The organism is Cylindrospermum sp. FACHB-282 (assembly GCF_014697195.1).
GTDB lineage: Bacteria > Cyanobacteriota > Cyanobacteriia > Cyanobacteriales > Nostocaceae > Cylindrospermum.
Map to the genome: position 1 here is coordinate 41,827 of NZ_JACJRJ010000042.1, position 15,006 is coordinate 56,832.

Sequence of the window (15,006 nt, forward strand, 5' to 3'; positions counted from 1 at the left end):
CCGCAGTTCTTGCTTTCTTGCAGGGGGAAACCCTGTTTTTGCATAGATGTAGGAATCATAACTAATTAGCCGGACATGATATAACGCCCAGGAGACATCTGGGCAATGATTTCATCTTCCTGACCAGTTACAAAATTAGCAAAGCGCCTTGCCAAAGGTGGTATAATTACAAGGGGGTTGCTGAATCCAGAAAAAACATGAACACCCGCAAATCCTGGAATAGCGCCAATTAAAGGAAGACGATCACTACTAAAAGCCACTAAGCAATGATGCCAAGTCCCTGGTAGCTTCCCCAAAGCTGGTAAAATTTTCCCGACACTTTGACGCAACCACTTTTCACTTTCCTCGGAGTTAACCTTCCCATCAGGATCTGTGAGAGTGCGGGTAATTTGACCCAAAACCACACTACCATCGAGAAACTGCACTGCACCCCCATCTAAAATCGGTGGTACTGGTTGGTTACCCGGTTGATTCCACAATTCATCAACTTGGGTAGATTCAGCTTCTAATTGAAATCGTTGCTGATTAGCTGGCATCACCAAGGTATGTAACCGCAGCTCAACTGGTGGGGTTTTAATTATCTCTGCGTGAGAAAAATAGAGCTTGATGGGAATACCAGCTGATTTGAGTAGTTGTCGGCTAAGTCCACCAGCGCAAATAACAATATTGGCACTGTGGAAAGTTGCGGTGGTTGTCTTTACACCTGTAAATCTGACTTCGCTTTCGGCTAGCAGGTTCTTCTGTGATCTAGTCTGTAATTCCAGTACTTGGGTGATTTCCATTTCCCCCCCAGCACGCAGAAAAGCCTGAATGTAACCTTGAGTAGTTTTTTCTGCGTGGATATGGCCATGTTTGACAGTTAAAGCACCTGCGATCGCCTTTTGGTTTAATAATGGTTCTAATTCACAAGCTTCTTGAATACTGAGTAACCGAGGTGGAGTAGCTAGATGGGCGTAAGATGCAGCAGCTACGTCTGGGTCACTGTCAGTAGAAATAGTGAGTAATAAATCTAATTGACGAAACTCCGTTTCAGCGTCTAACTCTTGAGACAAAATGTAGTGTCGTGCGATCGCTTCTTGGCATAGTTGGCGTGTAATTGGTGTTGTACCCGACCAATAGGCAAGTCCACCATAACTATAGCTAGTTGCATTCTGTGGTTTTCTCTGTTGCTCTAGTAAAATTACGGATAACCCTTTTTTGACCAATTCATAGGCAAGTGCAGCACCCGTAATTCCACCACCAACCACCATCCAGTCGTAGGTTTTCATACTTTTCCATACTTTCATTAGCTTGATCTTTTCTTTAACCTTGCCTATAAAATCACGTTTTCAATCTACAAATATTAAATTTGTCATGTATTTATTCAATATCTCCACATCAGGAAAATTCATAACTTGTCTAACTAATATTGTTATCTATTATACATTAAAATTCAAGCAACTAGACTAGGAATTAATCACATAGAAATACAACTGTTACCACGCCCATAATCCCATAGAAATACTCTATTTATCCCTAGACTTGACATACTCTAGCAATAATTGCAGAGCATTTTCTAATCTAGATCCGCCATTAAATCCTGAGATTCAAATGCATACATTGCCAACTTAACAAAAATATTTTGGCGCTTGCTAATTTATTTTGTAGCTTGGGGTTCTCCATCCACCAGCTTAAGCCATAATCACCCATAAATCCATACAAATAGTGGTATTTAAACGGATTTTCAGTCGTTATTGCTCATGGATAGCGAATTTGCAGCAAGTGGGTAATTTGATTTGCTTTCTCAACAGCTTACCTATAAATAGGCGCTTGACAAGCAAAGTTATTTTTATTTTATGAGAGTTAAATATCCTCAGTTTTAAATTCTGCTCCCGCCTGATTTTGCAATAATATATTGATCAACGTCATTGATTATTAAAATTTGTAACAATATCCTGAATGCGGGAACCTCACATATTTTAAATAAATATAAACTTGACTAGTATATGACAGTGTTTATGCAGATATTTATTAAAGAGATGATGAAGAGTTTTTTTATAGGGCTTAGAGGAATTGCTAATATCAGTAGCTCAATGTAGAGTATTGTTTGTTGTTCCCCAGTTAACTTAGTAGATACCGCAAAAATGATCAAAAAACGGCACAGCTTAGAGCTAGCAGAAAAATTTATCCAACCAGACCAACACCAGAGCCGATTAAACAACCCTTGTTGCCGCACCTTAATTGAGAGCAAAACGGTATCAATCAATTTGTCTAATTTTTTCCTGGCTATCTAGTAGTATAAATACGGGAGAAATTCGCTCCTATATATTGACTACTGGCATATATACTGAGATAATATAATTCTCTAGCTTGTAAGCTAAAATTCCGGCTTTGATCAATAAGATGGCAACTGCCTAAAGCACACTTAGGTATCCCCATCAGCAATTAAACAACAGACAGAATTTGTATTCTTTCTGCAAGCACTATTGGTAGTTATTTCCACCAGATAGTGCAGATTTTACCTGGGTATCGCTAAAAAACGCGAATCACTTTTTGTAAATTAAGGTGTCTCTATTAATGAACCAAGTACAAGCTCAGACAGAACCACGACAAGAAATACCTGTTAGTTACAAACTTACTCCAGGGTTTGGCGTAGCCAAAATTAAGCGTCGAAATCTCAGTATAAACGAGTGTAGTAAGTCATTTTCTGGGTTGAGTGCTAAAAAAAACCTACAGCTAACTCGCGCAGAAATGCAGACGTTAGGATATCAAGTTATTGATATGCTAGTCGAACATTTTGAAAGTGTACCTAATAAGCCTGTAACGCGCAAAGCTAGCCGAGCAGAGTTAGAAAATCGCCTGAATCAACCAATTCCTCAATCGGGGACTGATCCTGCAAACATACTTCAACAGCTTCAACAAGATGTTTTCAGCAATATCGCTCACCCAGATCACCCACGATACTTTGCTTTTGTTCCCGGTCCGAGTAACTTTGTCAGCGTGATGGCTGATACTCTGGCATCTGGGTTTAATGCGTTTGCCGGCGCCTGGTTAGTAGGATCTGGTCCATCAGAAATTGAGCTATTAACCATTGATTGGTTACGACAAATTTTTAAGTTACCAGATACAGCAGGTGGAATTTTTGTCAGCGGTGGCTCGATAGCTAACCTCACAGCTTTAACAACTGCACGTCAGATAAAGCTCAATAATAAAATTGAGAATGCAACTGTTTATTTTTCAGAGCAAACACATTCATCAATTTTACGAGCTCTAAAGATATTAGGGTTTAAACCAGACCAAATTCGCAAACTACCTACCGACGATAATTTTCGTTTATCTCTACCACACCTGCAACAAGCAGTCATCGCTGATCGTGCAGCAGGGAAACAACCATTTTGTGTAGTTGCTAATGCAGGAACAACCAATAGTGGAGCAATCGATCCACTTTCTGAGCTAGCAGATTTTTGTCAACAGGAAGAACTTTGGTTGCATGTCGATGGCGCCTATGGAGCAGCTGCAATTCTTTCTGAACAGGGTCGTTTTTTGCTTAAAGGACTCGAACGTGTTGATTCGTTGACCATAGACCCCCACAAGTGGCTATTTCAGCCTTATGAAATTGGCTGTGTTTTAGTTCGTGATAACTCTTGGTTGAAAGAAACTTTTGCTTGTCAAGCAGAATATCTCAAAGATGTAAATCGTCAGGAAGAAGAAGTCAATTTCTATAATTATGGGATTCAATTAACCCGTAGCTTCCGCTCTTTAAAGCTATGGATGTCATTGAAAACTTTTGGAGTAGAGGCATTTCGAGAGGCAATCTCCTGGGGGATCGGACTGGCAGAATTAACTGAAAGTTTGTTGCAAAATCTACCTGATTGGGAAGTAATAACTTCGGCTCAGATAGGTGTACTTACTTTTCGGTATGCTCCTGCGGGACGGTCTTGTGAATACATTAATGCCATCAACCAGAAAATTGTAGACGATACAGCTACTGAGGGATTTGCATTAGTCAACACCACGATCTTGAAAGAACGTAAAGTTATCCGTATGTGTACAATTAATCCTCGCACTACGGTAGAAGACATTCGAGAAACAATCAGCCGACTGAACAAACTTGCTAAATTGATAGACAAAAATTATTCTCAGCAAAAATAGTGATTAGCAATTAGTGGTTAGTTAGCTAACAGCAATAATTCAAGACTTTTGGGTGGTTGTATGATCAAGTTGTCGTTACAATTCAAACTTGGGTGATCCTTAATTGGTAGTTACTGGAAATTCATGACTAATTACCCCTTAACAATTGGCCAGAATTTCAGTTGAGTATCAATGGTAGATGACACCCTCAAATTAATCTGTAAGACTTACGCACCACTATACAACTATCATTATGAGCCAAATGCAGATGATTTTTGGATATTGAAGATTTTCTTCTTTGAGAACCACCCCTATGGGTGTCTAAAATCCATTCAAAATAGCATACCTGGATGGAAATGCGTAAGTCTAAATCTGAGCAAGGTAGTGCAAAAAGCAACGATTTTTAATGAATTAGAAATATTTGGAGAAACAAATGCAAACATCAACGGTAATAGAATTATCACGCAAAAATGTTAGTTATCAGATTCTGACAGAGGGACATTTATCAAGTGCCATTGAATGCCTTTCTAGCACTTTTCAGTCCAGAGAACCCATGACACAAGCATTAAAAATCACCTTAGAGGAGTTTGAATATTTTGCCGAAATTTTATTACAAAAAGCAGTTAATGATCAGCTTTCACTGGTAGCTCTGGATCAAATAAATGGCAAAGTAGTAGGTGTTTTGATTGGTGAAGATTTTGTGACTGAGCCACCAGAAAGAATTAAAACTGTATCCTCTAAATTTTTACCCATTTTTGAACTGTTAGGTAGTCTTGACAAAGCATACAAGCAACAATATCCAGTTGAATCAGGTCAGTTATATCACATATTTATGGTAGGTGTCTACAAAGAGTATGCAGGTCTATCAGTGAGATTAATTAAGATAGCAGAAAGCATCGCCCATAAAAAGGGTTATGTGGGTAGCATTGGAGAATCAACGGGACATATTGCCCATCAAATTAATACCAAACGTTTGGGATTTAAAGAAGTAGAAGGAATAGCTCCTGTATACTACGATGATTTTCACTATGAAGGTCAACGTGTATTCACTGAGATAACAGAATGCCAAAGCTGTAGACTTGTTTTTAAAGAATACAGATTAACAAATTAGGCAAAATCAAGTTTGGTTCATCATGTAACCAAGTGTCAAACATATCTCCTCAGTAAATTTACCTCCAAGCAAACTAAAGATCGCTAGCCGACACCCACCCTTGGGTGCGGCTAAATGGAGGCAGCAAATATATTCTTCGCAACATAGCTGCTGGGTATCAAGACTGCTCTGAAAATTAGAGTGTTTATTGGGTTGAGCAATTTCACCCGGATTTGAATTCTACAAAACACCTTAACTGGCAAAAATTATCTCAATACAAGGGTCAGAGATTTTACTTTGGTCAGAGTAAAAAAGCAAAGCTAAAATCTAGTACACGAGGCCGGAAATAAAGCTACCATTCAAAATCAACGAACAGCATACAATGTAAGCTTTTTGACTTTTGACTTCCGGGCAACGGTATTAAACTATTTTTAATCTGTACCGAAAAATTTTATTTATACTAAATTTGTTTAAAAAGGAATATAAGCGGGCATTCTAAATATGGCACACTATTATCCCGCTAAAATTTGGCAATGCTTGCATCCCCCATACTTACAGGTTATGACCTGACCGAGATCATCCACGAGGGCGCTCACACTATTATCTATCGAGGTACAGCGCAACTCAACGCTCAACCCGTCATCCTCAAAATCCTCAAAGCTGACTATCCCACCCTTGATGACATTGCCCGTCTCAAGCACGAATACAAAATGACGGAAAACCTAGATATTGAGGGCATAGTCAAATTTTTGAGGCTCGAAACCCATCAAAATCGTTTAGTGCTTGTATGTGAAGACTTTGGTGGACAGTCGCTCAAGCAGCTGCTCTCCCATCAAAAATTGGACATGAGTACCTTTTTAAGTATTGCCCTGCAACTGGCGCAAGCCTTGGTGTCACTGCATAATAACCGGCTTATTCACAAAGATATTAAACCCGCTAACATCATCATCAACCAGCTTTCAGGACAAGTTAAGCTTACCGACTTCAGTATCTCTTCACGTCTTTATAAAGAAACACCGCCACTCGTTAACCCCAATCAACTAGAAGGCACTCTTGCCTATATGTCCCCAGAACAAACCGGGAGAATGAATCGCCCAGTTGATTATCGTAGCGATTTTTACTCTTTAGGTATCACCTTCTATGAAATCTTAACGGGTCAATTACCTTTTCAAAGCAATGACCCCCTAGAATTGGTTCACTGTCATCTTGCCAAACAGCCTCTGGCAATTAAAGAATTGAAGCCAGAAGTACCACCAGCCATCTGTTCTATTGTCATGAAACTGATGCACAAAAACGCTGAAGACAGATATCAAAGTGCAGCAGGACTTGTAGCCGACTTAGAACTCTGTCAAAACCAGTTGAACAAGCTAAATGAGATTACTGAGTTTATTCCAGGACGCTTAGATGTTCTCAGTCAGTTGCTCATCCCGCAAAAGCTTTATGGTAGAGAAACTCAGGTTCATTTACTCTTATCAGCCTTTGAGCGTGTTAGTCAAGGAAGCACTGAATTAATGCTAGTCTCTGGTTATTCAGGGATTGGCAAATCATCTATAGTCAATGAAGTTAATAAACCTATAACCCGCTCAAAAGGTTACTTTGTGAGTGGTAAATTTGATCAATTCAAGCGCGATATTCCCTATATATCATTGATTCAAGCTTTTAGCTCGTTGATGCAGCAGTTACTTACAGAAAGTGCCGCCCAGATTGATGTATGGAAAGGCCAAATACTTAGCGCAGTTGGATTAAATGGGCAAGTAATTATTGACGTGATTCCTGAAGTAGAATTAATCATTGGATCTCAGCCAGAAGTACCACAACTGGGTGGAACCGAAACTCAAAACCGCTTCAATCGTGTTTTCTCAGAATTTACGCGAGTTTTCGCCCAAAAAGAGCATCCCTTAGTCATCTTTTTGGATGACTTGCAATGGGCAGATTCCGCTACATTGAAGTTAACGCAACTGTTAATTACTGACCCCGACAGCAAATATCTGCTAGTCATAGGTGCATATCGGGATAATGAAGTCAAGGCTGGGCATATCTTAAAACAGACAATCGAGGAAATTGAGAATACAGACATCTTTATAAATAACATTGTATTGCAACCGTTAACAATAACTAATGTAATTCAGTTAATTACTGAAACATTGCATGATAATACAGAACGAAGCTATGGACTAGCTGAATTAATCTTTAATAAGACAGGTGGAAATCCATTTTTCTTGACACAATTACTCCAGGTGCTTTATCAAGACAAACTGCTAAAATTTGACTTTATTACTGCTTCATGGCAATGGAGTATTGCGGAAATACAAGCTATTGGAATAACTGATAAGAGTATAGTAGAACTGGTATCCAGTCGAATTCAAAGGCTTCCAGAAGAAACACAAGAAGTTTTAAAATTAGCAGCTTGTATAGGGGATAAATTTACCCTAGATGTGCTGTCAATTGTGAATGAGCAGTCACCTGGAAGTACTGCCAATCAACTGTATGCAGCCTTAGAAGCTGGATTAATCTTGCCCTTAAGTGAGGCTTACCGGATTCCCTTAGTATTTAGTCAGGAAGAAGCAGTTAACCTCACTTTTGATACAAAACGGGTAGGTTATAAGTTCTTGCATGATCGAGTGCAGCAAGCTGCCTATTCACTCATTCCTCAAAACCAACAACAGATAACTCATCTGAAAATAGGTCAGTTACTTCTAAAACAGACACCACCTGAAGTACTAGTGGAAAATGTCTTGGATATTGTCAACCAGCTAAATATTGGTGTGGATTTACTGGCAAACCAAGCTGAAAAAAATGAACTGGCAAAACTTAATCTCTTGGCTGGCAAGAAAGCCAAAACATCCAATGCTTATGAAGCAGCAATCAAGTATTTGAATTTAGGGTTGAATCTTTTAGTAGTAAATAGTTGGCAGAGTAACTATGAACTTATGCTTAATTTGCATAGAGAAACAGCAGAAGTGGAGTATTTACACGGCAACTTTGAGAGGTCAAGAAAAATAGCGAATATCACCCTTCAACAAGCTAATAATATTTTAGATAAAGTCAAAGTATATGAAATTGAAATCCAGTCTTATACTGCACAAAATAGACTACAAGAAGCCTTAGATATTGGAGTTAAAGTTCTAACAGTCCTCGGTGTGCGACTGCCGAAAAAACCCAAGAAGTTGGATGTTTTAACAGCAGTAATAAAGACTAAGTTAACTTTAACTGGAAAACGAATTGAAGATTTAGCTGCTTTGCCACAAATGACCGACCCCTATAAGCTGGCAGCTATGCAAATATTAATGCTGATCACTCCTGCCGCTTCTCAATCAGGTTCTTTGCAGTTTCCACTGGCTATTATGGCAATGGTCAGATTATCAGTGAAATATAACAATTCAACTTTTGCTGCTTTTGGATATAGTTTTTATGGAGCTATGTTGTGTGACAAATTAGGAGATATAGAAGCAGGCTATAGATTTGGCTGGTTAGGCCTTGCAGTGCTGGACAAGATGAAGGATAAATCGCTCAGATGTAAAGTCTTATTTGTATTTAATAGTATGATTCGTCACTTTAAAGATCCTTTGAAGGAAACAATCATATCCTTGCAGGAAGGGATACAGATGGGGTTGGAAACTGGAGATATAGAATTTGCCAGTTATTGCACTACTGCTTTAAGTTTTCATTTGTTATCGAGCGGAGAAAATAGGGAAATAGTTGAACACAAATTATTAGATTCTGTTGATTTAATGCGGCAATTAAAACTAGAACCTACAGCTTTAGCAATCAGATGCCTTCGACAATGTTCTTTAAACTTTTTAGGACGCTCATTAGATAAAACTATTTTAGTAGGAGATGCATTTAATGAAACAGAGATGATATCTGTTTTTGAGGGAAATTATTCTTGGTTAAGCGCTCTTTACATTTGTAAAACCATCCTTTATTATTTATTTCAGGATTATAAAAAAGCTATTCAGAGCGCCAAGCTAACTACAGAAAAATACCAAGATAATAATCCAGCATTCTTAATGTATTTAGTCAATAACTTCTACTATTCTTTGGCGTTGTTGGCTGAGTTCAAAAACACTTCATCTTCTGAACAAAAGCAATACCTCAAGCAAGTGGCACTTAATCAGAAAAACATGAAAAAATGGGCCTACCACGCTCCCTGTAACTACCGACATAAATATGAGCTAATAGAAGCAGAAAAAGCCAGAGTTTTGGGGCAAGATGTGCAAGCGATGCTTTTGTACGATCGCGCAATTTCTGGAGCCGCAGAAAATGGTTATATTCAAGAAGTCGCACTGGCTAATGAACTAGCAGCAGAGTTCTACCTAGCATTAGGCAAAGAAAAAATTGCCAAAACTTATATGACCGAAGCTTACTATAGTTATAACAGCTGGGGTGCGATCGCTAAAGTCCACGATTTAGAGGAACGGTATCCTGAATTGATTATCCGTAGTGATAAGGTTACAGAGTCTGATGTAAATATATCCAGCACAATTAGCAGGAATACTAGAACCACAAAAACGGGAAGTACAACCAGCAGTGGTCAAATTCTAGATATGGCTACAGTGATGAAACTTTCCCAAGCGATTAGCAGCGAAATTGTTCTAGATAAACTCCTCGGAAAATTGCTAGCCATCATCCTAGAAAATGCTGCTGCTCAAAAGGGCTGTCTGATTCTAGAAAAAGACAAGAAACTGTTCATCGAAGTTATTCACAGCGATCAAAATTCCTCTTTTGTTGTTCTACAATCAACGCCAGTAGAAACAAGTCAAGATATCCCCATAACTCTTGTCAACTACGTTGCTAGAACTCAGCAAACACTCGTAATAGGTGATGCCAGTTCTGATCTGCTTTTTAGGGAAGATCCCTATATAAAAGAACATCAACCGAAATCTGTTGTCTGCGCTCCCATCTTTTACCAAGGTAAATTTACAGGCATTTTCTATCTGGAGAATAACTTAGCCACTGAAGCATTTACGAAAAATCGCCTGGAAATCCTCAAACTCCTGACTTCTCAGGCGGCGATCGCCATCGAAAATGCCCGCCTCTACTCACGTGAACAAGAAAGATCCCAGCAGTTACAACAATCTTTACAACAACTCCAGCAAACCCAAGCGCAATTAGTGCAGACTGAAAAAATCTCATCTCTGGGGCAATTAGTCGCTGGGGTAGCTCATGAAGTCAACAATCCTGTAAGCTTCATTTCAGGCAATTTATCTCACGTCACACAGTATGTTGAAGACCTGATTAATCTACTTGATCTTTACCAGAAAAACTTGCCCTCCCCACCCGCAGAAATTGCCGATGAGATTGAGGCAATTGATCTGGAGTTCTTGCTACAAGACCTGCCTAAGATGATTTCTTCAATGAAAGTAGGAACTGAACGTATTCGCGGCATTATGCAGTCTCTGCGTACCTTCTCACGCACTGATAGTGTTGACAAAAAAGCAGTTGATATTCATGAGGGTATCGAAACTACCTTGATGATATTGCAGCATCGTCTCAAAGCTAGCCCAACCCGTCCCGCTATTCAAGTTGTCAAAGAGTATAGCAATCTATCGTTAGTTGGGTGTTATCCTGGACAAATGAACCAGGTGTTTATGAATTTGCTGGCAAATGCTATTGATGCCTTGGAAGAGTCCAATAATGGCAGGCCATTTGCTGATATTGAAAAGAATCCCAATATGATCACTATCCACACCGAAACTTTGGGCGATCAAGTGATGATTAGCATCACTGATAATGGATCTGGTATGCCAGAGGAAGTGCGACAGCGACTATTTGACGCCTTTTTTACTACTAAACCAGAGGGTAAGGGCACTGGATTAGGACTCTCGATTAGTTATCAGATTGTGACTGAGAAACATGGCGGTAAATTACAGTGTATTTCTTCCCCAGGTAAAGGTGCAGAATTCGTCATTCAGATTCCGCTTTAGGTTAGACATTCTGAATGCTAAGACAGGTGAGGAGCCTAATCTCACTGAGTTGAGTATGTTGCTCGTAAACGGCTCAACAGATATTCCCCTGCTAAGATGGGGGGATAAATGGGTATAGACGTAACGCGGCTTGTCATTAGACATCCCTCTTTTTGGCAACTCTCAAGACAAGCAATTTCTGTATCATTATTAGGATGACAGAAAAAAGCGACAGAATATCGCGATCGCTTGACTCTGCTGTCACTGGGAAGGATCACCCGATGCTTAGTTGAGCAAAATACGTGATTTGTCCACCGCTGCATTAAATCACCAGTATTGACTACTACCGTACCAGGAATTGCCGGGGCTGGAATCCAATCTCCAAGTGCGGTTTGCACTTCCAGTCCTCCAATGTCATCTTGGAATAGTAGGGTAATACTGCCATAATCAGAATGCTCACCAGCACGCACTTGTCCAGGTTTGGGTGATGTCTGCAACGGGGGATAATGCAGCAATCGCAAGGTATGATTTTGCTGATTGTGTCTAGTGACAAAAAAATCTGCTGGTAATTCTAATGCTAAAGCAAATCCTTCTAAAACTCTGTTAGCTAGTTGTGTGCAAGCGTCATAAAAGGCGAGAATTTCCGGGTTTTGGGCTGATTTGGCTTTATCTAGATTAGATGCTTCTTTTAAGTCCCCTGGTTTATTGGGTTCAAGGCGTTCTCTCTCTATACCAACGTAACCTATATTGCTAAATTCATCACTCCAGGCTTGCTGTTGTTTCAGTTCTAAAGGTAAATTGAAGAAAGATTTGCTTTGTGTGAATGCTTGCTCAACTAAATCTGGGTATATTCCTGGATTTTGCAAGTACATAAAGCCAATTTCATGGCAGGCTTGATAAATTTGTTTGATGACGGTTTGGCGAGTTGCTAAATCACCATTGCTGAAGGCAGCTAAATTAATTACTGGAATTGCCACCATTGAGAATTTGGAATTTTATATTTTACAGGTATTATATTTTAAATTACTTATTAACTAACTGCCAAGAACCCATAGTAATATATCATCTGAAATCATGAACATCCATTGTGAAACTCCTCTAGACTACCCAGCAATATCTGAGGTGAATATACTAGCGTTTGGGCAGGAGAACGAAGCTAAACTTATCGAGGCAATTCGCTATTCTAACCGCTATATTCCCGAACTTTCTTTAATTGCGGAGGTTGAAGGCATTGTAGTTGGTCATATTCTCTTCAGCTACATTGACTTGGTGGGTGAAGAAACTCTACAGGTACTCGGTTTAGCACCTATGGCAGTTCGTCCCCAGTTTCAGAGGCATGGAATTGGCAGCGCACTCGTACAAGCAGGTTTAAAGACAGCGGATGCTAGAGGAGAAGCCATAGCTATTGTATTGGGTCATTCCCAGTTCTATAATCGCTTTGGGTTTGAGCCATCAGTTAATTATGAAATCGAGTCTCCCTTTGCGGTGCCAGAGGATTTCTTCATGGTCAAACTACTGCAAAGCTATCAGAAAAAGTACAAAGGTAAGGTTGTTTATCCACCAGCTTTTGATCGGGTTTAATCCAAGTAATTAAAATTTCGGCGTTGCTGAATTAAGAGATAAAATGCTATTTGCGAATGAGAATTTTTGAAGTTCTTCATTATTTAGCAATGCCCAAATTTTAAACTGAAACTATACCATTTGCCTCCAACACCGCTGCCACCCGCAAAATTAGCGCTTCATTGTAGGGGGCAGCTATCAATTGCACTCCCAGAGGTAAGGCATTTTGTCGCTGAATAGGTACTGATAAAACGGGTAAACCGATGAAAGATAATGGTTGAGTAAATAATCCCAAATGAGGACGAACAAGAATTTCTTGACCCTCTAAAAGCATAGTTTGTTGACCAATTAACGGTGCTGTAATTGGTGTGGTAGGGGCGATAACTATATCGACATTTTGAAAGACTTCTCGAAGGCGATCGCGATACCATCTTCTAAAACGTTGGGCTTGCAGATACCAGCTACTGGGAATTAGCGCCCCAGCTAAAAAGCGATCGCGTGTTGCTGGGTCAAAATCTTGAGGACACAATCGCAATTTATCTAAATGCAGATTTGCTCCCTCGCTAGCTGTAATCACAAACGCCGCAGCACGGGCGCGGTTAGCCTCTGGTATCGTCACATACTCAGTTACAGCCAACGCCTCAGCCACCTGTTGCACCGCTGCTAAGGCTTCAGGTTCAGCGCCTTTCGTGAAATAGTCATCTGCGATCGCAATTCTAATACCAGAAATATCTTGATTAAGTTGTGGTAAACACCGTTCAGGAAGGCGTTTTGTACAAATGGGATCTTGTGCGTCTTCCCCTTGAAGCACATCATAAGCTGTAGCAATATCTCCCACCGAACCAGCAAAAGGGCCAATATGGTCAAAACTGCTAGAAAATAAAGCTACCCCACCACGAGACAACCGCCCATAAGTTGGCTTAAAGCCAAAAACACCACATAAAGCCGCCGGAACCCGAATGGAACCGTTAGTATCAGAACCCAGCGTCAACGGAACCAACCCAGCAGCCACCGCCGCCGCCGAACCACCTGAAGAACCCCCAGCCACCCTTTGTAAATCATGGGGGTTGTGAGTAGGGCCATAATGGGAGTTTTCCGTCACAAACCCATAGGCGTACTCATCCATATTTAAAGCGCCAACCAACACAGCACCCGCTTGTTTCAGCTTGGCGACTGCGGTTGCATCTTGAGTCGCTGGGGGATTTTCGGCATTAATTTTCGCCCCCGCCAAAGTTGTTAAACCAGCGATATCGAAGAGATTTTTGACAGCAAAAGGTACACCGGCTAACACACCAGGATCATTACCTTTAGCAATTTCCCTGTCAATCCGTGCTGCATCAGCCAAAGCCGTTTCCGCAGTCACAGCCGTAAAACAATTAAGTTCATGATTCCGCGCCGCAATGCGTGCTAAAGCAGCTTGAGTTACTTCCACCGCGCTAACTTGGCCTTCGCCCACAGCAGCAGCTATTGATACAGCATCATTCATGGTTCAAAAATCGGTGCAGCTTCAACTTCATCTGGTAACAAGAAAGAATTAACGAGAGTTGCGATCGCATTTATTCTCTCAAAATTTGCCACCACCCCATCACGATACTCATCCCTCAACTCTAAACCCAACAACAAAGACATTTGATCAACATACACACCCACATCAAAAACACGACTTTCCATTTTATTCTTCTCCTTTCTTCACTTTGCGCTCTTTGCGTCCTTTGCGGTTCGTTATAGCATTTCTCTTAGCCCCCCTTAAAAAGAGAGGCTGGGGGGATCATACATATTTAAATATCATGCTGAATTGGTATTAAATTAAATTTACAACCTCTTGCGGCAACGTAAACAAACCATCCTCCCCAGGTTCACAATCAATCACCTGAAACACAGCATCAATATTTAAAGCACCATAAATATGAGGAAATAATTCATCTACCTCAGCCAATTCATAGCGAATTTCAGCTTGCACCTTATCAGAGTCAATAAAAAGAATTACCAAATCCTTTTGATTAGCAAAAAATCTATTGGCAACCTTAACTAATTGCGCTGCTGTAGAACAGTGAATAAATCCTTCAGAATCCAGCGTATCACCGCGATAACTTTCGAGGACTTTTGCTTCTTGCCATTGTTGTCGTTGGGTAATGTGAAATATAGTGTTCATGTGTTGTTACAGTTATGATTCAGCTTGTTGTATCAGCTTACGAATATCATCTAAAGGTGATTCTGGTTCTTCAGGCAGGGTAAGCTCATCTAATTTGGTATAGTATGAACTTGACAAAAAAAACAAGATAAACATCAGCGAGCAAATAAAAAATGTACTTGACATGAGAGCAAAATAAGTGAGATGAA

General features: G+C 40.1%; 9 protein-coding genes. 4 read left to right on the forward strand and 5 right to left on the reverse strand.

All coding sequences use genetic code 11. The features are described from left to right. Window positions 1-65: 65 nt before the first annotated feature. On the reverse strand, window positions 66-1,268 hold the full coding sequence (locus tag H6G32_RS19935; RefSeq protein WP_190461382.1) for an NAD(P)/FAD-dependent oxidoreductase: 1,203 nt from the start codon (window positions 1,266-1,268) through the stop codon (window positions 66-68). A gap of 1,288 nt (window positions 1,269-2,556) precedes the next feature. Between H6G32_RS19935 and H6G32_RS19940 the strand changes: the two genes are divergently transcribed. From H6G32_RS19940 to H6G32_RS19950, 3 genes are all read left to right on the forward strand, one after another. Next, window positions 2,557-4,131 carry a pyridoxal phosphate-dependent decarboxylase family protein gene (locus tag H6G32_RS19940; RefSeq protein WP_199328178.1) on the forward strand — a complete coding sequence of 525 codons (1,575 nt, stop codon included), beginning with the start codon at window positions 2,557-2,559 and terminating at the stop codon, window positions 4,129-4,131. Window positions 4,132-4,543: 412 nt separating this feature from the next. Beyond that, entirely contained in the window at window positions 4,544-5,221 is a 678-nt protein-coding gene (locus tag H6G32_RS19945) for a hypothetical protein (protein WP_190461368.1), read from the forward strand. A 512-nt stretch (window positions 5,222-5,733) separates the two neighbouring features. Continuing rightward, window positions 5,734-11,127, forward strand: a complete 5,394-nt coding sequence (locus H6G32_RS19950; RefSeq protein WP_190461369.1) for a trifunctional serine/threonine-protein kinase/ATP-binding protein/sensor histidine kinase — start codon at window positions 5,734-5,736, stop codon at window positions 11,125-11,127. 41 nt (window positions 11,128-11,168) lie between these two features. Here H6G32_RS19950 and H6G32_RS19955 read toward each other — a convergent pair whose 3' ends face one another. After that, window positions 11,169-12,086, reverse strand: a complete 918-nt coding sequence (locus H6G32_RS19955; protein WP_190461371.1) for an isopenicillin N synthase family dioxygenase — start codon at window positions 12,084-12,086, stop codon at window positions 11,169-11,171. Between the two features lie 94 nt (window positions 12,087-12,180). Here H6G32_RS19955 and H6G32_RS19960 point away from each other — a divergent pair, with 94 nt between their 5' ends. Then, a complete protein-coding gene (locus H6G32_RS19960; RefSeq protein ID WP_190461374.1) occupies window positions 12,181-12,687 on the forward strand; it encodes a GNAT family N-acetyltransferase in 507 nt (168 codons plus the stop codon). 100 nt (window positions 12,688-12,787) lie between these two features. Here H6G32_RS19960 and H6G32_RS19965 read toward each other — a convergent pair whose 3' ends face one another. The 3 genes from H6G32_RS19965 to H6G32_RS19975 all read right to left on the reverse strand — a co-directional run bounded on the left by H6G32_RS19965 (window position 12,788) and on the right by H6G32_RS19975 (window position 14,818). After that, window positions 12,788-14,152: an AtzE family amidohydrolase gene (locus H6G32_RS19965; RefSeq protein ID WP_190461376.1), complete on the reverse strand. Its 1,365-nt coding sequence runs from the start codon at window positions 14,150-14,152 to the stop codon at window positions 12,788-12,790. Next, window positions 14,149-14,337 (reverse strand): DUF4089 domain-containing protein, encoded by a 189-nt coding sequence (locus tag H6G32_RS19970; protein WP_190461378.1) that lies wholly within the window; start codon window positions 14,335-14,337, stop codon window positions 14,149-14,151. Before H6G32_RS19970 ends, H6G32_RS19965 begins: the two co-directional genes overlap by 4 nt. Window positions 14,338-14,467: 130 nt before the next feature. After that, entirely contained in the window at window positions 14,468-14,818 is a 351-nt protein-coding gene (locus H6G32_RS19975) for a DUF952 domain-containing protein (protein ID WP_190461380.1), read from the reverse strand. Window positions 14,819-15,006: the final 188 nt, after the last annotated feature.

What these genes read in the sequence shown, in the direction of transcription:
- H6G32_RS19935 (WP_190461382.1), bottom strand. Translation starts at nt 1,268, where the DNA reads ATGAAAACCTACGACTGGATGGTGGTTGGTGGTGGAATTACGGGTGCT.
- H6G32_RS19940 (WP_199328178.1), top strand. Translation starts at nt 2,557, where the DNA reads ATGAACCAAGTACAAGCTCAGACAGAACCACGACAAGAAATACCTGTT.
- H6G32_RS19945 (WP_190461368.1), top strand. Translation starts at nt 4,544, where the DNA reads ATGCAAACATCAACGGTAATAGAATTATCACGCAAAAATGTTAGTTAT.
- H6G32_RS19950 (WP_190461369.1), top strand. Translation starts at nt 5,734, where the DNA reads ATGCTTGCATCCCCCATACTTACAGGTTATGACCTGACCGAGATCATC.
- H6G32_RS19955 (WP_190461371.1), bottom strand. Translation starts at nt 12,086, where the DNA reads ATGGTGGCAATTCCAGTAATTAATTTAGCTGCCTTCAGCAATGGTGAT.
- H6G32_RS19960 (WP_190461374.1), top strand. Translation starts at nt 12,181, where the DNA reads ATGAACATCCATTGTGAAACTCCTCTAGACTACCCAGCAATATCTGAG.
- H6G32_RS19965 (WP_190461376.1), bottom strand. Translation starts at nt 14,152, where the DNA reads ATGAATGATGCTGTATCAATAGCTGCTGCTGTGGGCGAAGGCCAAGTT.
- H6G32_RS19970 (WP_190461378.1), bottom strand. Translation starts at nt 14,337, where the DNA reads ATGGAAAGTCGTGTTTTTGATGTGGGTGTGTATGTTGATCAAATGTCT.
- H6G32_RS19975 (WP_190461380.1), bottom strand. Translation starts at nt 14,818, where the DNA reads ATGAACACTATATTTCACATTACCCAACGACAACAATGGCAAGAAGCA.